This window comes from Blastopirellula sp. J2-11 (assembly GCF_024584705.1).
Lineage (GTDB): Bacteria > Planctomycetota > Planctomycetia > Pirellulales > Pirellulaceae > Blastopirellula.
In genome coordinates, this window is the sequence record NZ_CP097384.1 from 4,088,009 (window position 1) to 4,114,489 (window position 26,481).

General features: G+C 54.1%; 1 protein-coding gene. It reads right to left on the reverse strand.

Annotated elements, in window-relative coordinates; translation table 11 throughout:
- Window positions 1–62: 62 nt before the first annotated feature.
- Window positions 63–26,447 carry a hypothetical protein gene (locus M4951_RS16260; RefSeq protein ID WP_262022703.1) on the reverse strand — a complete coding sequence of 8,795 codons (26,385 nt, stop codon included), beginning with the start codon at window positions 26,445–26,447 and terminating at the stop codon, window positions 63–65.
- Window positions 26,448–26,481: the final 34 nt, after the last annotated feature.

Genomic DNA, 26,481 nt, shown 5'->3' on the forward strand with positions numbered 1-26,481 from the left:
CGCTTTTGAGTGAAGGCTGATGGGAACAGAACGGCGCTTCGAAAGCGGTTCAAAGAGCGCCGCTAATCCTTTTCCGACGTGCTTGCGACTTTGGCCTTGAACAGGTTATCGCCGAAGCGATGCAGGTCCGGCACGTTCGCCTTAATACAGATCGCATCGACTACGAGTTCGCCGTCATCTTCGCCGACCACGTGAACCGACAATGACCGCGGCCGGTTGTTGTCGCTGACGTCGATACTCAAGATGCGCATCCAACCAAAATTGCGAGCGGGGATTTCGTCAAATTCAAAACCTTCCTTTTGGGTCACGACCGTCTCGTTTTCGCCAAACGGCGTTGCGACCGTTTGATCCAGCGTCTTTTGATACAAGACGACCGAAACCGGCTTCCAGCCCTGCTCAGAAATCCATTCCTTTACTGTTTGGCATGAATCTTCGGCAATTTCTCCACTTATGATCATTCCAGACGCCGTTTCCGCCTCCCAATGGAAAACCGGTTTTGAATCGAGAGAGAGATAATACGTCGACTTCTTCGTTCGCGTTGAGGACGCAGGCCACGTTACATACACCTCGTAGTGCGCAGGAGTGATATTGTTAAACGTAAAACTTGCCGCCGATTTCTCAGGTGGGGAACTACATTCCGTAAAGGTCTGTTTATTCTGCGTCGGTGGAGCGAGGATTGATGTTGGTAACGACGGGTCCTTGGCAGTTCCACGCAGAGCGTCGATTGCGTTCTTTGGCTTTCCTCCTTCGGACGAAGAGGAACCGATCGATGCAAGTTTCGCCCGATTCGCGAATGTCGCGTTTACGGACTCCCCGGCTGGCGTTCCGGCAGAACTTGCAGGGGCAATCTCGACGTAACTACCTCCGTATTGCCCTATCGCTTCTGTTTTCTCGACTCCATTCTCCGCATGGAATCCCAAACTAGCGTCATCGACGACCGTAATCGCGGCCAAGCCATACAAACTCGAAAGTTGATCGGTACTGATTTCTAACCAACGTAGATTTGGACAGTTTTTGAACTTATCGGCGTCCGAGATGGGATTGCCGGTGAGGTTTACGAACTCTAGGGGAGCGACAGTCGGCGGAGTCAACGCAAGACCGCTGATCGAATCAATTCCGATGTTGACGGCAGACAGGTATCGTAGCGACTTTAGACCTTCCGACGTTCCAACGGACGTCGAGTTCTCCAGTTGCCAGAAGCGGAATTCGTCGCCGCTCGTCAATCGATCCGCGCTTAGATACATCAGATTGGCCTGATCGCCTATGATACGAAACGCATGAACCTCGGCGCCAACCGCGAGATTGATCCCCTTGTTGTCGATCGGCGTATCGTCAACGTCGAGATAACGGAGCTGACGCGTTCCCAATTGACCGAAGACCGCATTACTCTCACCTCCCAATAAATGAATCCCTTCGTACAAAGGAGCCAGGTCGCGTACGCTCGTACCGGCTAAGGTTAAGTATTCGATGTTGCGGGCAAATTCCAAACTTTTGATGTCGTCAAGAGTCGTTAAATTAGCGAGATTCAGGGCGTGTAGTTTCGTCATGTCGCTCGTAAGTATCGGCCGACGAATTCTTAGGTCCCCATTCGCGGCACGATAGGTTTCGCCAAGTGCGTACGCCGCCATTCGCTTCAGTTTAGGAGAACTCCACACAACGATCTTGTCCTTCGGTCGCGGTAAGTTCTCTCGAGTCGCTATATCCCACGCATTGACATCCTTCACTTTTTCGAGGGCGATCGGTGCAACGGATTCCAAATAATCTGGAATCGAAGCGTGATGACCTCTGTCCCGCACCTCCATCTCTTGCGCTCTGAATTCATCGATTCCTTCACCACCATAGAGATGATCGATAAATCCATTTCCCACCAGCAGATCGTGTCCAGACTCGCCGTAAAGGAAGTCCCAATCGGAATAGGAGTGCGATTCCCCTACCTTGGGTGCGGCAATCTCAATTTCGAATGGTAACGGCGACCGCCACCGCGGCGATTCCGAAACTTCAAAGGGATCATAAACGCGTACGTAAAACTGTTCGGCAGGCAGTTTCCGCATGTCGGCGATCGTCAGCCCTCGATCGATTCGCTTCGTATCCCTGTCGAAGAAATCGAATCGCAACCCGCGTCGCGTCTTCGTCTTGCAGACCAGTCGGACGTAGGTTTCCTCTCCATTGTTGAAATCGGGCATTGTGATCGGATGAGCGAATCCTTCCCCCACGATGCGTAGCGTTAGGCGACTTCGCCCTGATCGCAGCGCGTCGACTAAGAGCGGACGAAGATCAAACTCGATATCGGTATTGTCGGCGGTCAACACATTGGGATCGGTCGCCACATCCTGTTTCTTCGGTTTTATCTCGGGAAACATCGTAGCGTCCGCTTCCCACAGAGCAATCCATTCCTTCTTTTGCTCCAGACTGAGATCGGCGGGGTTTTTGTTCGGCGGGCTTGAATACTCATGAAACTTGGGCTCCTCGTCTAAGCACATCAGCTTCAACTCTCCGAGATTGGAAGAGCGATAGGTAAACGACAGCGTCACCGATTCCAGTTCCTTTTCGATCGCCTCGACATGCGTCTGCAGGCACGAGAAGTCGAACATCATGACGGCTCTGGACTCTTCGTCTCCTTGGCCGCCAACCGCGAATCGGTGTTCGCCGGCAGCCGGATTGGCAGAAACGACTTCCGCGGTAACGCCGCTCTTCTTTAGTGAGACTCCCTTGCGAGGAATCTGGAATTCCCCGTCCAATACCGCGTGGGGAGCAACCGTCGAATACGTCATCGCCGGAAGCGGTTTTGATGTCGCATAGTTTGGCAACTCCTCCGCTTCCCGCGCCTCGGTAGAGAAGTTGTTGTCGAGGCGAATCTTCAACTGATTGCCTGGCTGTCCATCTCCCAACGTCGAGAATTTGAACCAGCGTTCCGTATCGCGAACGTAGAAGTCTTTAAAGCAAGTCTCGGATTGGTTCGCAAAGACCCCGACCTTGCCATCGGTTAACGATGCATTCAGGCCGGTATCGCAATAAACGAACAAATGGTCGCACTCTCCTTGCCCCAGGCCTTGACGTAATGAGAACATCTTTTTTTCGTCATTGAATCGCAGGCGATAATCGCCGTCGACTCGCCAAACGTAGCAAGTCTCATCGTGCTGCTCTGCGTTTATGGGGCGTCGACTGCAAATCCAAGTCCAGAGAAGATCGCCCCATTCCGCCTCGTTTTCTTGGCGGAACGTGTCATCAATTTTGGTTGAACCGCTGTTCGCCATTCTGTCCAAGAGGCCGCCCTCGCCCATCAATTTGGCGATCGACTCATTGACGCTCATTTGGCGAATAAGGTCAATTCGCTCAAAGCGGATTCTAGGCGAGCCATAGTAGACTTGACCAAGGTTCAACAGGTCCGCAGGTTGTTCGCAGGCATCCGGGTCGCATCGCTTCGAATAGAGTTCAATGTAGCGATCGGTGACCCGAACTCGGATGTCGTACGGCTCATCGCCAGCCGGAATATCGCTGTTCGCGAACGGAACCGACGGACACAAGAGCCCGTTTTGATCCCAGATTTCGTACCGCTTTCGATCCTGGCTAAAGCCCGCCATCACGAATTGATCGCGCTTGATAATAGCGGGGCCAGTGTCGGGGCGGTTGGAGCAATCTCCTTTGGCGGGAGACAAGCCGTGTAGCGACTCCTCAATCGCAAGCCCCGGCTCGCCGTCTGGATTGGGACATGGCTCGCTCTGCCGGTAATTAAGTATCAGGAACGCGTTTTCGTATTTTCCTTGGGGCGAACGAACTAGCGCGCCGACTTCAAAAAATGTTCCTCGATCGTCTGACTGGAGCAGCGCCACATGTTTCGTTTCGTCGCCGATCGAAGCGAGCGAATTTCCGTTACGATCCCAATGGCTCGTCTTGCCGAGCGCCAATGGCGTCGTCCCGTTGATTTCCGCAAATTCCATCTCTACCTGGTGAGCGAATGGTCGGTTTGTTGGTGCGTGGACGACAAATAGTCCCAAGCCTGGCACATCGCGATTCGCCAACGTTTCCATACCGCGTTCTGGACGCGCAAATTGGCGATAATCGCCGAATGCAAAATAGACTCGCCCCGGATTCTTGACCTTTTCCAAATCTAGTTCACTGCTTGCCTCCGGATCGCCGAAGGCCAAATCCGACAAATTGTCTCCGTCGAGATCAGACGCCGGATACTCGCTGAGCGTAAGCGACGCGGCCCCAACGTCTAGCATCGCGTCGGCTTCCTTGAGTTCAACAATTCGCGGATTCGCTGGCGGCGCATTGCTGGCAATTTCACCTATTGAACGGAATTGAAGCAATTTTCCCAAATGGCCGGCCTGAGCCGTCGATGGTTCGCCGCTTGACGTAGAAAGAACGTTGCCGGCCGTGGAGACGGCCAAGTCGAGCACACCGTCACCGTCAAAATCTCCACTCGTCGCTTGGATGTCACCTACGCGTTGCGTTCCCGATTCGGTATGCAGTTCACGCAAGACGCAGAATACATGCGTCGGCTTGGCTGGAGGTTCGCTATTGGGCCATTGGCTATTCTTTGACGTTCGTTCCTTATCAATCGAATAGTTGTAGCGTTCCGCTAGATTGCCGTCGGCGTCAAGCGACAATTGGCCTTCTCCCCCGATCAGGAAGGCGGCGCCGCGTCCCGCAAGATCCTCGACGGTGCAGGACTCCTTGTATCGAGAGAACCCGAAGTCGGCGAGACCATCGACGTTCACATCCCCCAGCGCGAAGACCGAGCCGCCAAGGTGCAGTCCTTCCCAGATCGTCACGCCGGTCGTTTCATTGAATTCGGCTGCATCTGGGGCGGCGTCAAGCCGTACAGGGCCATTCCCCGACCGGCCGGCGATCAGATAGACTCTGCCGACAATCTCTTCGGACGCCGGCATTCCCGATTTGAGCGTGACGAAATTCGAGTCCGCTAGGAGAATGTCTTCGGTCCCGTCTCCATTGACGTCTCCCGGAATTACCGCTTTAAACTGGCTCGGAATTTCCTCCAACGCAACTTCAAAGCCCTTGAGCAACTTGCCAATCGTCGTGGCGGTCGAAGTTCCGGGACGCACGCGGAAAGGCGAACCCTTTAGCTTGTCCGCTTTGATCGCGATTTTGAGCGTTGCGACCTCCTTTTTGATAATCCATCCGACGATATCGGAGTTAAACGCCGGCCGCTTCGCTAGAACCAACAGTTCCTCTCCATTCGCCGACTTGCCATCGAAATTTAAACGATGTACGGACAGGTCTTGTCCAGATCGTTCAACGCCTACTTTCTCGATTACGTCAAGGTCGTCTCCTTCGATCACTGCTTCGAAAGCAAAGTTTTTGTCAGTTGGCGAATCCATTCGGTTGTAAACTCTTACCCCGTTCTTGTCCGTTGCATGCTGGACAAGGGGCTTACTAACCAAGAGTTTGTATTGGTTCGACGAGTCATCAAACAAAACCGAGACGAACGCCCCGTCTCTGGACGGTCGACTGGAGATCGTTCCCCAATCGGTTAAATCAACATCCCCTTGCCCCAGGACGGAATACCGCTTTTGCAACTGCACCCATTCCTTCGAATTATCGACGCTGATTTCGTAGTCCCACTCATTGCCGCGAACGTGAAGATCATCCGCGAACGTTGATCGATCGATTTCCGAACCACGACTGGCGCGGAACAAATGATCCTGTTTGAGTGGGCCGTAGAACAGGAAGGCGGATCCAGGCTTCGCCCCAGAAATCACGTAGTCCTCGTAGCGATCGTTGTTCGTATCGCCGATCGGGGTAACGACGGCCAGCCGGTCTTCATGTTGGCCTTCAATGGCGAAACTGTTCAACAGCGAAGCCGCTTCCAAGCGCCCGTCTTTCGGGATCGTGTCGAACTTTACCCCAACAGCGCGGAACGATTGACGGTCGGAGTAGCCAAGCTCTAACGCGTAGTCGAATGGCGCGGCTTCCTTGGGTGAGCTGTAGTCGTTCATCGAGACGTCGGCGCCGTCAGGCGTAAACTTCGAAAGGTCCTGCATCAGTTGCGGCTTCTCGCTGATGAAGTTGTTTCCAGCTATCAGGTCATGGTCGTCCCCACCAAGGATATGGTCGTCCCCCTTGTTGCCGAGAATGACGTCGCTCTCATCCCCTCCCAATAGGATGTCGGCGTAGTCGGAGCCGTAAATGACGTCCTGTCCTGTTCCGCCCCGCACCTCAATTCGACGAAAAGCGTGGGCGCCGGCTTGTACGTCCCCCTGCGCGACGCCCCATGTTTTCTCTCCAAGGCTGGGAGCAAAATAGTCTGGATCTAGATGAACAATGTCTGATCCCCCGCGTGTGTCAATCAGAGTTCCTTCGATATCCTTCACCTGAAAGAAAGCGAATTTCTGAACGAACTGCCCCACCGTGTTGGAATCTCCATTCAGGGAGTTTGCAACGAAAGTGTGACGGTTGGTATCCCACTCGAGAGACATCAAGCGATGACGCCCCAAGAAGCGATCGTACCCCAACGCGACGAAATCGCGCACCTTGTCCGGCGAGGGACTCGCATCGCCGGGACGCTCGTCATCTCCCCCCAGAAAATAAATTCGATCGCGTCCTTCATCCCCAAAGATCATATCCGCCGTCGCGGGATCGAACGGGATCTTATAGAACTTGTGAATCGGCAGGTCGTCGGGAATGATTTGAAAAAGGTCATCCCCCTTCCCACCGAACAAGAGATCGGAGGATTGGCCGTCGGCGCCTCCACAGAGAACGTCATTTCCGTCGCCGCCAAAGATCCAATCCTCGGCCGAACCGCCAATCAGTCGATCGTTGCCAGAGCCGCCGATGATCACGTCCTTCCGCCGCATGTAACTTCGGCCTGATCGATCATTTTCCGCCGCGTTGTCAAGATTGATCGCGTAGGAATCGCGATTCGCATTGAGCGGCAGAATTTCGTATTTGATTGAGTTCGCCGTCGCTCCCTCAAGCGTCTGTTGCCAAATCGTCAGCTCTCGGCTCGTATCATCGGGCTCAAACTCACGCCACATTTCGGCTGAATTGACGACCCTCGCACGCAAGTAGTAAACCCCTTTGATCTCGGCGTTCGTTCTCCTCGCCTCCTGATACGAAACGGAGTCTCCACCGTCGATCGAGTCCGCATTACGGTATTCCAAAAAGCCCAATTCTTCGGCATCTTTTACCGCTATCGTCTCTGCAGCAACCCGATTAACCGGGATGCGAAATACGATTCGTCCGCCGTCCGTCATGCTCACTTCTATCTCGTACAATTCGAGCGTCTGTCCGCCGGAACTCGACTTCGCTTCGTTTAACGCCTTCTTGAGTCGCTCGAGCAAGCGAGTTTTGCGAGCTTCAGCCGTCTGAGAAGCGGCTGGCACGGAAACGTCGTCTTTGAGAAGCTTCACTTCGTGCGCCAAACCATCGATAATCACCTGAAAGACGACATCTTCCGAAAGATATTCCCCTTCCCTCGGCGGCGCGTTGGCCACCAGTTCCAGAAGCTGGATATCCGAAAGATCCATCGCGGTAACGCCTCGATCGATTCGCACGTCCTTATACGTCAGCAGCTTCTCGAGCGTGACGTCGTCTGGCCGCGACTTTGGCGTGGGTTGCCAAAATTCGAGCCGAAGCATTGGATAGACTCCTCCGAGCATCTCGGGAGCCGCGATAGCAAAGTGGAGCTTCTGCTCGAGCTTTTCGGGAATATTGATACGAAAGTATCCGCTTTCCCATCCAACCTTCGCGCCATGAAGTTGCCCTCCCTCGATGTGCACCTCGTAGGTAGCGCGTTCGTTGGAAACGCGCCAACGGGTCGATTCTTCCAAAACGTCGACCTTCCCCTTTTCCGCGCGGATTCGATCGCTCGCCAAAAAGTGAGGGAGCAGTTCGCTGGGCAGCGTGCGAGCGTCAAGCGCCTTCGTAATCGCCTCCGAAGAGACTTGCGTCCAGGTATGCTCGCACTTTTTTACGTCCCCTTTGAACTTGTCGGTCGTGAGATAAGAATCTGCGTTTCGCGCCGATTCAGGCGTAAAATTGTCTTCGTTATCCGGCGTATCATAATGGATATCGGGAATCAGGTCGTATCGTACCGGAGCGAGCGTCCTTTCCGGCGCTTTGCCGTCCCCTTCCTGGGATGACGAAACCTTGAGACGGAACAACTTACGTTCCTTAGCATCTTTCACCTCATCATACTGATCGAGCGCCAGACGAGTTGGATCGCTTGGCGTGACGACTGGTTGCAAGAGCACTCCTTCTTCATCCAGTAGTTCAAGCGAAATTCGCTGTCCAGCCGGAAGTCCATAATCGCTCACCTTGATGCCGGCGCCGTTCCCAATTTTTGGCGCTATCTGAAAGGAGAATAGGTCCGCGTCCAATTCTGCGGGTTCCTGATGTAACGTGAGCCCGCCAATTTTCGTGACGCGTTCCAAAGCCCCTAGACTGAATACTTCTCCTTTGGCTTCGGCTTCCGTCGAATCCAAATGGTTGCGAAAGCGAAACGTCATGTCATAGGCGACGGGCATGCCGACCGAATTTGCGTCGTCTTTCCGACGCACCATGAGAAAGTGCTTCGCCAGGCATTCGATTCGCAACCCTTCGACGCTAAGACGGAGCAGAAGATTCTTGCTCGGAATACGCAACACCCAACGATTCCCCGGATGTTTTTCAATCGTCGACGCGTCGGAGAGCGTCAAGCCTGAACATCCGACCGCCAAAGGTTGCACATGCCGCCACATGTGGCGAAAACTTTCGGTTACAGGCCCTGTCTCCGCTTCTCGCAAAGGGTCAAAGCTAAAGCCTCTCTTCCGAATGCAAAGGGCATGTCTCCCAGAATACGCGTTTTGGCGAACATACATCGCTTGTTCGGTACGCTGAATGCAGATCCAATTCTTCGGATCTTTGGGATCGGGACCACGGAGTATTCCCCAGTAATTCTCAAATGGCCTTTTGATTTGGATGATGGTTTCGATCTTGTAGGCAGGATGCTGGATGACTTCCGGCAAGCGGTTCCAAGTCGCTATCAGCGTTCGCCACGACGCTTCGGAATCTTCTTTGAGTAACGTTAAGGTTCGGTAGTACGGCGATTCCTGAACTAGCGCATCGCAACAACCATTTAATGTACTTTGCAGAACGAAATTGGGGACTGCGCCTTGTCCGTTCGGCTGAAGAATCGGCCAGCGATGGTTATCCCAGTTCTCCGGTTTCTCTTCGCGGAGAACCGATTCACGGTAAATGCCTAACTCCACTTGAGAATCGTGAAGCGTATCCGTCTTTTCTACTTCGATCGCATCTCCATAGTTGAACTCCATATCCTCCAAAATGGAAAACTGGTACCAGTCGATATCGTCACTGCTTGCATGGCCGCTATCGATCGTCAGGTTTTTGAATCGAGTGGTGCGCGACAACGTTTCCAACGGATACGCAAACCGCGGTTCGTCGTTGGTGACCACTCGCTTCTTTCGCCCCTTATCTGCAAAAGGTTTGTGGATGACCAAACGCCCATCCAGCTCGTCCGACGTAAATCGGTTTGTCAATTCACGTCGTGGGTCCGGCTTATTGGGATTCTTCGGTAACCTGCGTTCAAATTGATCCGGCAAGTAGGCGCGTTGCGGGTCAATTCGAACGACGTCCTCTCCATCACCAGCATCAATCCACACCGTCTTTTGAACGGTTTCGCCGACATGGACGTCATCGTCCCCTCCCAGCGTATCGATAATGATCGCCAAGAACGTCTCTGCGAGGTCCTCGTCGCGTAGCAAATCGTCGTCCGGATTAAGATCGCGAGGTTCAAGGCTTAGAGAAACTCGTTGCGGGCCGCGCGATTGTCGAACCTGCCCCCCAATTTGAAATTTCTCCGAAATGTCGTTGAGAGCGCCCTGTGCATTTCTGGCGGTTCCTGCCTGCGCTGCGGCGTAGCCAGGCATATCGGCGTTACGACTAAACAACAACGCTGACGCGTCGATGAATTCGCCCCCGCTCTTGAAGAGGGTCTCCCCGTTGGCGTTCTTTAGATCAAACGCTTCGATGCCAAAGCGAACGTCAACCGACCCTGCAGTCGCGAGATTAATCCAGTGCTGCCCATAGTTTTTTGCGCTTGGATTAGTAACGTAACCAATCTCGACTTTGTCAGCCGATTCCGACGTCGCCACATAAAGCGCGCCGCGGTTCGCCTTCGCATACGCTTTCCAGCGATCTTCATGCGATACGTCTTCGCCGGGCTGAAAGACCGTTCCGTCTTTCTTAAAGATCAAATCGCCATCGCCGGCCCGTCCATAGAGAAAATCGACGTTTTTGCCGCCGTAAAGATAGTCATGAGTCACCTCGCTATCGCTGCCGAGCATCCGATTGAGGCCCGTATCTTCGTAGTCGGAATTGGCGACGCGGACGGCGGAAAAGTGGTTACGGTGGTCTTTGAAGACGCCAAAGTAGTTCTCCTTTCCCCCTTCCGAAACGTCAAAGCCCCGAATCTCCTGCCATTTGATCCGATATTGGGCGTCAAGAAATTCTCCGACTTTCCGTCGCCACGTCTGATGCGGTACGCTCGGCTCAGACGTCGCTGGCTCTGGTTGTGAGCGATCGATGTACGGGAACGGATGCTCCGGCTCGCAATAGGGATGGAATGACCACGCGTAAAGTCGGTTTGAACCCACGCCGCCGATCAGGTCGTCGTTACCTTCGCCAGCGAATAGATAGTCTTCATCTTCGAGTTCGCCATCCAGGAAGTCTCCCCACAGCCGATCATCTCCTCCCAGACCGTAGAGCATGTCGCTTCCTGGGCCGCCGTAAATTTGATCGCGGGCGGAACTGCCGACGACCATGTCGTTGCCGGGCCCTCCGGAGAGGACGGAGAACCAGATTTGCAATGGCCCCGGCCCGGTCGGATCATCCTGGAACAGATCGGTAGCTTTCTGCGTCGTCTTCTCGGAAACGTCCAACAGAATACGATCGTCTCCCATCAAACCGGCGACTTGAATTTGTTCGATATAGGCCGGAAAAGCGTCGACCTCCGGGCGCCAGCGGATATCAAAAGTTCGAGGCTTTTCCGGTTCCGGTTTGCCTTCACGTCGTTTTTTTTCAACCGTCGCCTTGTCGGGAGCGTCGCAGCTCGCCAGATCCTCAATCCATTTGTTCTCGCTTTCCTTGAAGCTCTTGTACTCGATTCGCAGGAATTCTTTGCCAAAATCGCGAATAACAATGTTGTCATGTTCGTGATTGGTCGAGGCGGTGCGATTTTCGAACGTCGCGTCTCCTTGAACGAGGAGAATGTCGACGGCGTCGTCAACAGAGTCCCCTTCAACCACGTTGCCAAAATGACCGTCAACCGTTTCCGTCTCTTGGTGGAGTTGGTCCTCGTCGGAAGATTCCGTGTCGTCGTAGAAATAGCGAGAGTCAACGTCCGCGACGATAATATCAGGACCGCTCCCTCCGTACAGTTGGTCCTTCGCCGCCATCCCCTCGAGCCAATCACCATCTTCCCCACCCCAGAGGACATCTTTACCACCGCCGCCAAATAACTGATCGCTTCCACGGTTACCGTATAGAAAATCGCCGCCGCCGCTCCAACCGGCGTCATAGTTCAAGCGGTAGTCGTCTTTCAAATAGTCTCCATGGAGATAGTCATTTCCAGCGCTAGGCTGATCAAGCGAGTCGCCAATCAGGATATCTCGTCGCAAGCTCCCATAGAGGTAGTCCCCACCGCTGTCTCCTCGCAGGTCGTCTCCAATCGGGTAGTCGAGCCCGTCATGAACTCGTCGCGGACTCTCTTGTCCGGCCAACAGACGAACTTCACGGTCGAACTCGAAATCGTCCACGGAAGAATAGCCATGCAGCATATCGATCCCCGCTCCGCCCCACAGTCGTTGCCCCGCTTGCTGGATTTCTTTGACCACCTCAAAATTGCCGTCGATCTCCCGGATGCGGAACTTTCGGGCATCGCTGACGACAACCCAGCCAAGTAACTCGCCGTCTCGTTCTTCTTTTGCGAACGAAGCCACGATGGGACCAGAGGCGGGCACCCACTTTCCTAATTCGCTTCGAAATATCGTCGCTAACCAATCGGGAACGGGGACTTTGTCGCTTCCATGCAGTGACGAAAGCTCCCCTTTTCGCTGCGCGGTCGCCTCTCCCGCGGAGAAGACGATTTCGATCCCTTGGTCTCCATAAAGCCAATCGTCGTCTTCGTCCCCAAACAACTGGTCGATGCCCCAGTCCCCTTTGAGGATGTCTTGGCCGCGGCCGCCGATGAGAATATCGTCGTTCTGATTCTTCTTTCGATGCGTAGTCTTGAACAGCGCGTCGAAATCGTATGTAAAACCGTTCTCCTTCGTGAATCGAACGTTTTCGTGGTCCGCTTGTTCCTGTCGCGGCCAATTACCATATACTTCGTCGTTGCCGGCGCCGGCGTCGAGATAATCGTTTCCATTCCCACCAAAGAGGATGTCGCTTTCCGCGCCCCCGAATAGCCAGTCACGGCCTTCTCCCCCCAGCAACGCATCGTTCCCGTCGTTGTCGTCGCCATCGACAGAAATTCCCCGCAAGTAACCCGGAGTCGTATCGTTGGGAAACGGATATGGATCTCGTTCTTGCAGCCCCGCCGCCAGGTTTTCGGCCTTTTCGTAACTTGGGACTTGAACAAGACTCTGTTTGAAATTCTCGATAATCGTCTTGTACATCGTTACAAACGGCTCGCGCAAGGGGCCCTGCTTTCCGCTTCGATGCAGTTCCCGGGCAACTTCATAAAACACGGCGATCGGTACATCTTTCCCGCTGCTATCCTTGATCAGGCCATCGAGTTGCATATTCGGCAGGCCACCAATCAAGATGTCGTCTCCTTCATCCCCGCTGAGAATGTCGTCCTGAGCGCCGCCAATTATGATGTCATTACCAGCTCCTCCGTGAACAATGTCCGCATCGAGACCCCCTGGCCCTAATTCCTTCGGGTTGCGACCGGCGACAATAATATCGTCTCCATCCCCTCCGAAAACGATGTCATTTCCTTCGCCGGTCAAGATGAAATCGTGCTGTTTACCGGCACGCACAACGTCATCACCAGTCGTGGCGATGATAATGTTGTAGGAATCGTCCGAATCGAAAGCCTGAATGTAGTTATCCCCTGCATCTGCATTTACGGCGTTGATCCCTGCGCCGGCGAAAACGACGTCACGCGTATTGTCGGCGCCAGGCTCGGTCGTTTTCAAAAACTGCGTAGCGCTAATATCGATCGAACCCAGGAAGTGAACTTGATCGCCCATCGCCAGCGCCGACACTCCCTTGCTTCTCATGGCGAAGGCGATGGCGTTAGCAATATCCTCCTTCGAGTCGTCGTCCGCCACTTCAATGGGGTTGTCGCCGACCGCCATGTCGGTTTTCTGAAATACGAACGTGATGTCTTCAATTTTGAACATAGCGCCGTCAACGACCGCATCGCCAGCAGCCGCCAGCAATGTGCCATGGTCGCCCAGGGTTTCAATCCAATCATGACCGTCCCCACTCACAACTAGATCTTCACCGGGACCAGCGTCGATCATGCAAAGTTTCGCATGACATTTCCCGACTAGCGGCGGATCCGCCTGCGCCCAGTCGTTGTAGGCGACTGTGTGATCTTCCTGCACGCCGTCCTGTCGCACCAAGCCTGTAATAAAGGGCTTGTGGTTATGGATTGTGCAAATCTGGTCGTCGCTCTTTCCGGTAGAAATGAGATTCGTCTCGCCTACGTCCACGAAGCTGCTAGACATCCAAATCTGATTGACACCGTTTCCACCATGAACCTCGTTGCTGCCGAACCCGGCGTGAATCTGATTTGTCACGTCGGGGAGTCGCTCGACAATCAATCGTGCCGGCAAGATCACGACTTCTCGTGGCTTGACGGTCGCCGGAAGTTGCTCTTTTTCAAAAGAGGTTTTGTCGAGGCGCCTTGCCCCGGCAAAGATCCAATCGGTCCCTTTTCCGGTCCAAACCGTGTTATCTCCACCGCCGGCGATCACCAGATTGGGACCATTACTTCCTACGATCAAATCGTTACCGTCATCACTATCGAGCGGGCCGTCGCTCCAGCGCACATCTCCGCCGAAGATCTCGTGGCGGTGTTCGTCGTCGCTAGAAGGAGAAAAATATGTTTCTACGACGTCCGTAGTCAGCAATTTATAGAATTCGACGTTGTCCCCAGGCCGGATGACGTCGGGAGCCGCCGGCAGGTTGCTGGGGGCGAAGCCGGCATACAAGAAGTCTCCATTAGCGCCACCGACCAGCACATCCGCGCCACGGTCGCCTGACAACGTATCGACGCCATCGTTTCCAAAGAGATAGTCGCCGCTATCGTCGCCATGGAGGAGATCGTTCCCCTTTCCCCCCCAAATCCAATCGCTGCCGACATGCCCGTGCAGCACGTCCGCACCATTCGACCCAATCAAAAAGTCGTTCGTTGGGCCGCCAGAGAGTTCGTTCTTTTCGGTCGCATCCCCGTCGTCGGCGTCATCCTGTATGAGATCTTGAATGGTGCGCGCAAGCGCGCCCGTATCCCTCTTCGTCTCCAACCAATCGCTACTGCGAATGTCAGCGGCAAATTTTATTTGCTGTTTCAGCCCCACCAGCAGGTCCGCTTCTTTCGCTTTTCGCAGCTTGATCGTTTCCGCCGCCGGTAGGGATGACGTGCGATCGATCGACAGTGGATGCGCTTTCCAATCAATTTCGTCGAACTTGCCAATGAGGTTCGTCGCCACCAGGATGTCGGATCCGAGCTCCTTGTTCAGATCGCCAATCTTATCCTTCCCTGCGCCGCCGATTAGGACGTCGTTACCCGCGTCGCCGACGATATCGTCATGTTCCGCTCCCCCCCAAATCCAGTCGTCATTCAACCCGCCGGCAATCGTATCCTCGCCTGGTCCGCCGAAGATGTAATCGATTCCTTTCCCTCCGTCGAGCAGATCGTCGTTGTCATCGGTCACTGCGCCGTCGGCGCCAAATCCAAAAATCCAGTCATTGCCGTCTCGTCCCAGAATCGTATCTTTACCGTCGCCGCCGAGGAGCAGTTCATCCGCGTGGTTTGATCCGGTGATCTTGTCGTCGCCAGCTCCCCCATTAATTCGGACGTTCTTGCCGATGCCGTTATTGAGAATCGTGTCATCGCCCCCTTCTCCGTCGATCTGCAAATCAAACGGTACGTTGGGGCCGATAATGATTTGGTCGGCCCCATTCGAGCCCTTGATAATGAGCACCGATTGCGGTTTCGCCGGATCGGTCTCGTACTTGAAGCCCCAGTGCGGGATGACCTCCGGTTCTTCCCCGTTCTTATAGCGGTGTTCCGTCAGTAGCGGCTCTTCATAACGCCCGTCGACAAACCGACCTTCGGAAAATCGGAATTCAACCTTGGGAGTTTCCACCTTCACTTTTAGCAGGGTCTTGTCCGCGGATAATCCGGTCGGTTCGTCCTCCGGAGCTTGCAATAGCGCAACAAGCGAAGCCCAAATAGGGGGAGAAAGCGTAGCCATGTCGCCCGGGTCGCCGGCATCTATGGCCGTCTGATCTGATTCGTTCGACTTTTCGGCGCAATCGCATTCGCCAAACAACGTCTTCTCAAACAAGATCTTCTTGGGGAAGACTTTCTCTTTGCAAACGATGCACTTGAATCCCCCCAAGACGTTAAAGCCAATCTCAAGATATGCCCTCAGCTGCGCGTATACCGTCGCTCGGACGTTGAAGAGCTTCAACGGATTGTCGTCGAAAGCCTCCTCAATCTCTTCCCAATAGATTTTTCCATCATCGGCATGATAGCCCTCTTTGCATCCACAGTCGTTGAGATCAAGTCCTAGTTCTCCGAAGACGCCCCCTTCCACCCCGGCGCGCGCGACGACGACGTTGATTTCGGCCGCGGCGAACAGGCCCATACGCACGGCTGCTTCGACGACGTCCGGGCCGACGCCGCCGGGATAGAGACGATCATTCAGATAGAACCCGTGAAATACTTTGCGATGTTGACTTATGGCGCTGGTGTCGTAGCCGATCGCTACTGTCGCTTCAAACGAAGCGCGTCCGCCTACTCGCGCTCCCAAGGGGCCAAAGATCGGAAAGAACTGGCTATATTCGAATGACGCCCTGACCCGCGGCACTCGATACTCGAACAAGGTTGCGTCCTGGCCAAGGATCAAACCAAATATGACCTGCTGCGGCTCGGAGACGACGTACGTTTCGTTGTTCCCGCGATAGCCAACTACCGTTTCAACAAGAGGAAACGCAAACCTTCCGGCGTTTTCCTTGATGTAGCGGAATTCTGGATCGGCAATTTCGGGAAAGGGTTCCCGGTCTTTTAAGGAGGTCGCTTTGATTTCCCCTAGTGTCGCCAATCCTTTCGCCAGGTTTTCCTGCAGATCCATCGCCGACAAATTGGGCTTCAGGCTCCCTCTCGACGCCGATGAACTGGCATCCTCGTAATTGACATCAAACGCTCCAACGATGATCCATCCGTCGTCGGACGTAATGCTGCTGATCTTTTCGATACGGCGAGTCATCTGGCCAAGGTTTTTCACCGCTTCGCGTATGTCGTTGATCGATTCGACATCTTCTTCCTCTTCGACCAATAGCAACGCAAGATCGAAAATCGTCACGCTTCCTCCCAGATCAGAGATAAGCGGCAACGGCTTTTCGCATTCTTCGACTACCTCCAAGACCGGCTTGGTGAACTTAACGACCTTTTCGTGAATCGGCTTCAAGAACCTTTCGCCAAAGTCCTCGATATTCATCTCCACTTGGCCAAAGCGGATGAGATCTTCCTCTGGATTTTCATGGTCGGAGGCGGGATGGGAACGTCCCCATTGAAAATCGAAAGAAGTCCTGAATCGGGGGAGCATCTGCACCTGCCGGCTTTTGAACGACTCCACGTGGAACCCTGCGGTCGCAACGAGCCCATGACCGACTCCTTCCAGCTTTCCGTCGTTAACCTCCTTCGGCTTCGCAATGTTGCGAGCCAGTTCGCTAATGCGTGTCCGCTTTTTCTCACCGGACGCCTCGGAGTCGTCAGCCAGACTCGCTACGATCTTCAACGACAGGCCGTTGAGTTCTTTCGCATCGACAGGAAACGAAAGACAATTGCCGTTTGCTACGTTCGGAAAAGGCAGGCTCTTTAGCGTCGTCTCGAATCGAAGAAAGCCGAGATCGGTGTCAAACTGACCTGGCGCGAGAATCTCCGCCTTCGCCGCACAGTAGAAGTGAGCGTTCCACATCCAGATCCCTTCTTTGTCGAAGCCGATCGTCGCGTAATCGTCATCGCTCATTGGATCGGCATGACCGTCGCAAATCCCGGTTCCGCCAAACATCATGGTGACTTCCGTGGCTACTTCCGGACGCGGCGACATCTCAAAGCCGATCCCCTTGAGCCCAAGGTCAAGTTCGCTTGAGGTGGTCCGCTTCTTTTCAAATAACATCTCGAACTGAACGCTTGGGGCGTCAATGTCGACGTGTACGTTTTTCACTTGCAGACTAGGATCAATCCCCACAAGCGCATCCTTCAGCGATGCCTCCAGCTTCGCTTCGATACGCTCCTTAATCTCTGCTTTGACCTCCGGCGGCAAACTCGCGACGCCGCCTACAGTCAACTCTTCATTGATCCCGTCCAGATTGAGCCACTCACCTTGGAAAGCGTTCGAGATCCCGTCAAACACTCCCAGGATTTCCAACTTGTTGTCGCCCAAGACTGGAATCTCGAATCTGTCAAACAGCTTTTCTAACTCCAGATCAAGATCGCCATTGATTCGATCCCAATTGAGGCCCAGGTTTTCCAGATGTTTGGCAAGGTCGTATTCTGGAAGATCAGGCAACTCCGTCATAGGAATCGTCGGGAGGTCCGGAAACTCCACATCGGAGAAATCAAGTTCCAGTTTGATCTCCGGAAGATCGATCTGCGGCGGCACAATCCCCTGGAATTGATAGACTCGGCCCGGGACGTAGTCGGGTTGATTCTGATCGTCGCTATCCGGAAGCGCGTATTCGAACTCTTCCTCCCAAATTCCGTTGGGATAGTCTTTGATCTTCAACCCACTGATATGGTGTTGGAACGGGCCGATAATCACCTCAATATCGCCCGTGGGGATCTCGACCTTCGCCCCAGCGTCGACGTAGGTCCGAGGGCAACTCAAGAAGATCCCTCGTATCCCGCAGGCGTCCGACTTTTGCCGCAAGTCAATTCCGATCCCGACACTCACGTCAGCGTACCATCCGGCGGACGCCTGGCCTTTTTCTCCCACGTTCACTACCGCCAGGTTCTTCAGCGGCTCGAATGGACCGTCGTACGTCGAACTCAGGCCGCAACGTTGCAAATCTGACTCATTGCGCCGAAATACGAACAAAAACGACTCGGTGGCGGGATCAAACTCAACCTGGACATCGCCCGATTCCCCAATCGCCTCTTTGAGAAGCCCATGGAGCTGCGCCAGAACTTGAACTTTCTCCCCCCCCGATCCCGGCTTTCCGCTTGCTTGGGCCAGGCGCGAGTCGAATCGCTTGACCAACTCTTCAAACTCGTCATCGATTTGAATCAAGTTTTCCAGTCGAAAATTAGTCTGAGGAATGCTGAGCACTTTGAAATTCTTGTTGTTACTGAACGTCGTCACAAAGGCGCCCAGTTCCTTCAAACCCTTATTGAGCTGATCCAATACCAGATCACGGTTCTTCAGACGAGCGAGCGCAAGCTGGTCAAACGCCAGGCTATCGGCCAACGCAACCTTTCCGGTCCCCTTTTCGCCCAACCATTGGAACTGAAGCGTCGCGACCTCGTCGAATTCAGCGATCGCTCGATCGAGCCCCGTTCCCATTTGCGCAGGCCAGAGCTCTCCGGCAAAGTTGCTTTTCGTTTGGTCCGCTTGAAATTGCACGTCAAAGGAATATTCCGCATTCAGACCTGCGTCAAACGTGGTGTCGATTTGGCTAACAGAAGGATCTGAGTTATCTCCGTTTAAGAAGATGTGGAAATCGACATGGGCGAAACCTTCCCCGTTCGCCTCTAACTCCAATAAACCAAGATCGGTCTTTCCTGACTCTACGACTGCGGTAAGGTCCGCCTGGCAGTGCAACTCTCCGGTACTCGCGGCATCGAAGACTAGTCGTCCGGCGAAGGGGTCGACCTCGGTGATCGGCGTGCCAAGAATCACTCCGTCTCCATCTGCATCGAATGCGCCGATGCCCAAAAGAACCGGCAAGAGGAGTCGTTCTGGATAGGCGTCCTCCCTCACAATAAGGTCATACTTTGGTTCACTTGAGTTGAAATCAAACGGTTTGACGCACCGAACAACGAATCGTCGCCGCGCCGAATGAATCAACCATCGCTCCGCGGCAACTTGCTCTACACTGGCGTTATCATCCAGGGGGCAGGACTTCTCTGCAAACTCTGACGACAACTCTTGGCCAAGCCCATCCGGCAATCCGGATACCGGCTTCTTTCCTGACCACACCGGCAAATTACCGGTAAAAACCAGCGGTTTGAAGAGCCGGGAGTTGGTAATCGGCCGTTCTACCGCGATGTCGCCGATCCAATTGAGTTCGTATTCCCGACTATCATTCTCGTCCGTGGAGATCTTCCAGCGTTTGTCCATTTCGACGACTTCAACAACGCCGGCGTCGACGCCAAGCTCTTCTTTGAACTCGTCTGGAACCATCCCCGCATTCAAGAGATCCTTGTTCTCAACCGGAATCTCAAAGCCGACGAAATCGCCCATCCAAGGTCGGACGACAATCTCGCGTTTTCGCAACTCAAACCGCGTTCCTTCCGATAGGATGGACCATAATCTGTCCTTGACTCCTCGCTCAATTTGAGCGTCGGCAGCAAGCGAAATATTGGCCTGTTCAAACAGCGCCGGAAGCCCAGCCGGCATTATCTTGGCATTCAGTTCCGCGACATAGTCAAGCGGCGCCGCAAAGACCAACTGCGCCGACTCGAATCTCGTCTTCTTTCTCTCTTCTCGGTAGATGAGCCATTCATCGCCCATCGCAACTTGTCCTTCATGCTCGTTCGCCCATTGTTCTTCGAGCACCTCTTGCGTCTCGTAGGCAAACTGCCTCTCTACGTACCGTGCGGATACCTTCAACGGCTTGATGTAGTTCTTTTCGTCATCCCAGCCCGTTGGCTTGCTTTCAGTATCGGTGAGACGAAATCGGACGCCGTCAAACTCCACCTTCAGTCTCATGGGGGCGACCTCGTTGGCCGCTTCGACGATTCGGGTCGTTATATCTTCAATTTTTTTCACGCCATCCAGGAATACCGTAAATCGCAGCGCCGGGCGATCACTCGGCGGAGCGACTCCTAGATTGTCCGTCAGCTCGAAGACCAGCGGAAAGTTCTTTTCCCCCTCCACGCTCTCTTGCAGTTCCTCCAGAAGGCGTTGAAAGTTTATGGCGAGATTGGCGTTACCCGTTGCAGGAATCTTGATCGCGGCCAATTCCGTATCGGGCGCCACAATTTTTGGAGGAGCGTCATTCAAAATTAGCGATACGTCGAAGTTGGCGCGCGACTCAAAATCGGCCGCTACGCCGCCAGTCAGGTGGAGCGGCGAGAATCCGCTTGACGTCAGTTCGTCTCCTTGAAAGAGAGCGAACGGGAATGCTCTTGCCGACCGAACGCCAAAATCCTTCAGCGTAAACCGCAGCCTTTGACCGGTCGGATCGAGGGTCAAACCGAGCGCGGACAAGTCATCGTGAAGCGCGAATTGACGTTGCAAGAAATCAATCGTCAACGGTTGGAACTCGGTGATTTCTTTCATATTGGGAGCGCCGGCGGAAAACCCAAGCGTTTCGCCGTAACGCAGTACAAGCGACGTGTCGTCCGGATTATCGTCCAACTTTGTTCGCATGACCAAACGCTCACCGCGCGCGAGGACCTCGAAGTGGACAGCCGGCATTCCGCGATTGACGGCGTCGGCGACGCTCTGCTTGATTGCGTCGCATATTTCAACCACGCGAAACTCCAGTTCGCTTGCTCCAGAAGCTGGAACCTGGATCACATAGCCGTCGCCCGCTTGATTAACGACCTCGAATGCGAAGGCGTTGTAAATCTCCTCGGTAGCGGCAAGATCCGCTTCGGCCTCGAGAAACTCGAACCCGAGCCCCTCGATCCTTCCCAACCGGAAACTCTGGAGCGACGCATTTCTATTTACGTCCAAGTAAAACTGGTAGCGCGCGTTCGAGTCGGTCGATTCGATCGGCAAGACGCCAAAAGTGAACACGCCCCCCAACTTTCGCGAGCCCAGCTTTTCATCCAAAAGCTTGTTGAGATAGGCGACGTATCGTCCCTCCGGATTCTCTTCGTTCTCTTCCGGCACAAACGAAGCGTCCTTGTCGTCAAGCTTGATCGTCACCACTTCTCGATCAATATTGAACTTGAACGTCTTTTCATTTCGCTTTTCATAAAACGGCCAGTTTTCCGTTTGATGCGCCAGATTCGTCTCATCAATGGGGATCCCGTAGATCCGGCGTATTCGGAGTTGCGGCGCAAGGTCGACCGTCATTTCTTCCCGCAGACCGATTCCGGCAATAACATTTTCCTCTGAGAACGGCAGCTTCTTCCCTTTTTGCCCAATCGCGGCCTGCAGACGTCGTCCCAGGTAGTCAAACATGGTGACGAGGTAGGATCCCTGGAGGCCGGCATTCGTCACCGGCGAGATCTCCGCCACGGCTTCATCGCTCGTGGCAATGACGTAGGTTTTTGAAATATCCTTCGTGAAACCTTCTTTCTCTACTTTGACTTCTGGATAGACGTACAAGTCAAACTGCGCCGTGCCGTAGTTTTTCAGCCCGTCAATATTGTCAAACGCCAGCCGTTGCAAGTCCATTTTTTCGGTGACGCCAAGATCGACACGAACGCTCCCCACACGCGCCGTACCAGCGGGACTTGTCGACAAATCGTTACGAAATGGAGAGACGATTTTCGGTTGTCGGCTCGTCACTTCGTCGATTAAAGCTGTTCGATCCTGAAGCGGTAGATCTGCGATTGGAAAATCGATCGGACTAACAATCCCCTCCAAAAAGTCGAACGTCGCACGGTATTCCAATTGCTCTAAAAAGGGGCGGCCGACGCCCAGCAGTCCCAGGCCAAACGGAGAGGAATAGGCCGAGGAATTAGCCGAGGTGGTTGCTAGAGAGGCATTGCAGGCGGAAACAGCCAATGACAGATGGGCCCGTCGAACCACCAATCGTACGTCGGCAGATCCATCAAGTGGAACGTGAATCTCCGCATCGGCATCGGCCGTCATTTCCAGCGAGATTGGAACCTCGAAAACGAGGGTCGCCTCCCCTTGCGATGTGAGAAGCGCGAGATCCTGCAGCGGCTCTACGTCAAACGGATCTCGAAAGGCCGCTTCAAATCGAAATGCCCGCTGCGATGTCGTCGAAGCGCGAAAGGGAACCGCGACGACCAGCACGTTTTGGTTCCCCTCTACGTCTACCTTACCGGTCTTTAAAAGCTCGCTGTACGTGTTGAGATTGTTGATATTAGCTCTCGCTTTATCAAGAGTATCCTCCAGCTGCGTTTGTAGTTCAACGAACTCCTTGCCCTCGAGATTATCGAGGTTGAGATGATTGAACGAGAGCCGTTCGCGGAGTTGATCATGGAGTTTCGTCTCCGCCATCAACTTGGGAACTTCCAGAATTACTTTATCAAACGCCGCGAGGAGATTCGTTTTGACGACCGGTAAAATGGCGATCGATTGCACGACGGGAATTCGTCGCAATAGCGTCGGATTTAGATACGCGAGATCGTTCTCAGACGGTTGGGCCACAGGGCCGGAGGGGGCGCCGGTAATCGCTTCACGCAATCGCTTCAGCGCTTCCTTCGTCGGATCAGCCGCCGCCGCATCAACAACGCCGTCGACTTGAAGCCATTCGGCAGGAGTTGCGCTGTGTCGCGCGAATCGAAGTCGATGCTGCGTTTCCGCAACAGGGATGGAAAAACTGCCGACCTGCCAATTCGCCATGTCAGATATTTTCCGCGACGCGCCGCTCACAACGTCAATTGAGAACGTCGCTTGCGATTCGCCGTTGGGGCGCAGCGGCTTCCACTCAAGTGCGCCGGACTCTTCGTTGAGAACTTGCTGCGAAACGAAAAACTGCGCCTTTCCTTGGAAGCCTGGAGCGTCTTCTTCGTCCCCCGGAATCAGCATGTCGGCGACTCCTGGGGAAAAATAATATTTCGCCGAATTGGCGTCTTTGCGGAGGAGATACCCCAGGTCATCTTTGTTTTCGATCGAACCTGCCCCTCCTCCTTCAAGTCGGACGAACGCCTCATCCAATGGAACGTCAAAGACTTTTGCTCCCGCTGCCGCTCCGTAGACGATTCGCGTAATACTTAACTTCTGCGGGTACGGCCTCTCCTTTTGAAAGCGTTCAAGTCCGGCCAAGTCAAGCGGAACCAGATCTCCGGTATATCCATCTTCCGTTGCGAAGGTGATGGTCTTCTCCGTGCTTCCAGACAGCGGATCCTTCGCCTCCCGAACGACAACTTTGCATTGATATGTCGACGATGGGAGCGAAACGGTCGTTGCGGAAAGTTTATCGCCAGCGACTTGAACGCCTCCCCCTCCTTGCCATTCAGACCAGCCGCCGTCCGCCAACTTTCGCCGAAACCAGAGTTCGAACTTGCCAGTTCCTACGGCCGACTTCGTCCCAATCAAGCGGACGTCTCCTGCACGCACGACAAGACCCTTCTGTAAATCAACTCGGACAACGTCCTCGGGATTTACGTCCCATGAGGCGATTGTGAAAGGAAGATTCGCAGGAATCTGAGCGAACTCCGCTTTTTGCCGCCGTAAATAGGGCGCTCGTTGCCGGCCGGCGTCGTAACGGATCATCGTCGAATTCGACTCGATATAGTTGATCAACTCATCAAAATCGTTTCGCATCCCTTTGACCATCGGTCGTGGAGTTTTCGTAAATCCCTGAAACACGAAATCAATCAACACGTCACGAATCGGGGGATGCAGCGAATCCCAGCTCGCTCGGACATCAGAGTTTTCGTCATTCGCAGTCCAGCGTTCATAGTTGCGCCTCGCCTGTTCGACGAACGAATCGACGTTTCCTACAACGATTTGCCCGTCAATCGTTTCCTCCCAAGTTGATCCTTCACTGTAGATCAGGTTGAAAACTCTCACCTCAGCCGACGGCGATATCGCAAGTCCTGAATGTTGGTGTTCGTGGCGGGCCGCATCGGCATTCGTCAGTCCAGCGCCTTTCGCCAGCGTTTCGCGGACATCGTCCGGAATCCCTTTGTCCTTGAGCTCCTCCATCACCTGCGCCTCGGTGCGCCATTTCAGGTTGTACCCACGTCCGATCAGCAATCCCGTCTTGTTGTCTTCATCTTTCATGCCGCGCGGTTTGGGGTGACGAAGTCGCAAAGTCTCACTCGTGCGTCCTTGCGCCAAGAACGTGAAGACGCCGTCTCGAACAAACGTTAACTCATGGCTGAGCGTCGTACCGTCGCTGCGAATCGTTAGGACGCCGTAATCTTTAGGAATGCCTTTGACGTAGCGGGCGAACGAATATTCTCTTGATTCGGTCAACTCGCCGGCAGTTGGAAGGTCTGGGGTCAGAGCAATCTTTCCGCCGGCAGCCACGCCCGTAGCTGAGGTGATTTTCGAGGTAGCATGATCGGTAATTTCCCAGTCGCCAGCGGAAGCGACTTCCGCCTCCACTTTTGCGCCTTCCTGGACGGTCCCTAGAATCTTCAACGGATCTGGATCCGCCGCTGGTGCAGACGACAACTGAATCGGAACGTTCAGCCGTTCTCCGGCGGCAAGTTGCTGAATTTGTAGATGCGTTAGATCGGGAACCAGCCAGTTAGCGCGCAATTCGTCCAGCACTGGAGGGATCGATGTGTGCCGAAGCACGTCGAACTTGGCAAGTCCGAGGTTGACCGAAATTTCGTAATTCGTGTCGTCCACCTGTTCCACGACACCATATTCATCATCGGTAATCTTCGCGGCAAAGGGGCCTACTGCTGCAGATCCCACCGCTTTTCGATCAACAGGAACAAAGATGCCGTCAAAGTCCCAATCGTCGACAGTCTCTTGGCTGGGGCGTAGAAGAAACAACGCATTATCGAATACGTCGCGATTAGGGCTGGGATTGGGTCCGTAGACTAAAATGGCTTCGTTTGAATTGTTGGTAACCTCCCCGTCAATCCATCCGCGAAGCCGTCGCGATCGATCTTGCTGCTGAATGTATGAGATTTCATCGCTCGTCAGCTTTCGTGCGAAGAGTTTTCCATCCTTATCGACCTCAAGGATCTCGGCCCCGGTTACGTCGCGACCGCTCAGCTTGCAGCGGACCTTGGTAATACCGCTTGAGGTCGCCTTGAAACGCAAATAGATCGTAGCGTCGAAGATCATGCTGTTCACTCGATAGGAGCCATTCTGCGATTGCGGAGCGGCAAGCGAAACGCGTGAGTTGCTTTGATCCCATTCGCTCCCGGTCGCCGATTCGACGACGTACGAGATCTCCCCTTGCAAGCACTCGATTTCGAAATTCGCGGCATCTTTGTCGTCAAAGTAAATGCCATTTTCCATGCCTTCCGTTAGCGTGAAGGTATACTCAAATTCGTCGGTGGGATGATCGCCGTAAATTCGCCCCCAGTCGGTTGGATCCGCCGTCTGGCGCGTCCCTTCCGCGGCGAATGCCTGAATCTTCGCCAACTCGGCGGCGTCCACAGGCAGCGATGTGGATCGGCCTTGGAGAATCGCCATCACTCCCTCTCGAGTGAGCGGGCCTTCCCACTTTCGATCCGGAATAGGGTCGGAGGGACTGAGCCAATCCATGCTCCACCAACTTTCGTCCAGAAAGTGATCGACCCCTTGGACGTATTGATCGTTGATGTTGGCGATCTTGTGTTCTTTCAGAACACCCTCGACTGCAAAAATCCTGTTTGGCAATCCGAAGCTGCCAATCCCTCTTTTGAGCATTGCGATATCGTCCGACGGCGACCATAAGCTAACGACCTCCCCTTGGACATTGTCAGCAGCCGCTCCAAGCGACGTATTCGATTCGCCGCTGGTGATGATCTCTTTGTCGAGAGGAGATCCCATCAAGATCCAATTGTCGACCCTCATTCCCTCCTGAAGCGCGCAGAGCGAGAGCACCGTCCCTTGGCTGTGTGCGAGGACATTGATCGGCACGTCATCGCCGACCAACTCGCGACATTGAGCGACCACATCTTTTAGCTTGGCGACCGCAACGAGCCCCTCATCACTCATCCCGGTCACAGAGTTGGCCCGTCCGCCTATCGAATCGCTTGCTAGGAAAAACGGCTCTTTCCCCCAATCAAACTCGACCAGATGGACGTCCGGCAAATGGGGATGAATCTTCGTCTTGAAATCACCGTACGCCCCTTTGTCGGCGAATACTCCATGAATCAAGACAAGCACTGCGCGGGCGTCATCAGCGGCGCTGGTTGCCGGTACCGCCAGAACGGCTACCCAAAGAAAGATCAAAGTCCCGATGTGATTTTTGCCCATTGGTCTGCTTCTCTAAGAGTTGCTATCACGGTGG

Coding starts and splice junctions, on each gene's coding strand:
- M4951_RS16260 (WP_262022703.1), bottom strand. CDS start 26,447: ATGGGCAAAAATCACATCGGGACTTTGATCTTTCTTTGGGTAGCCGTT.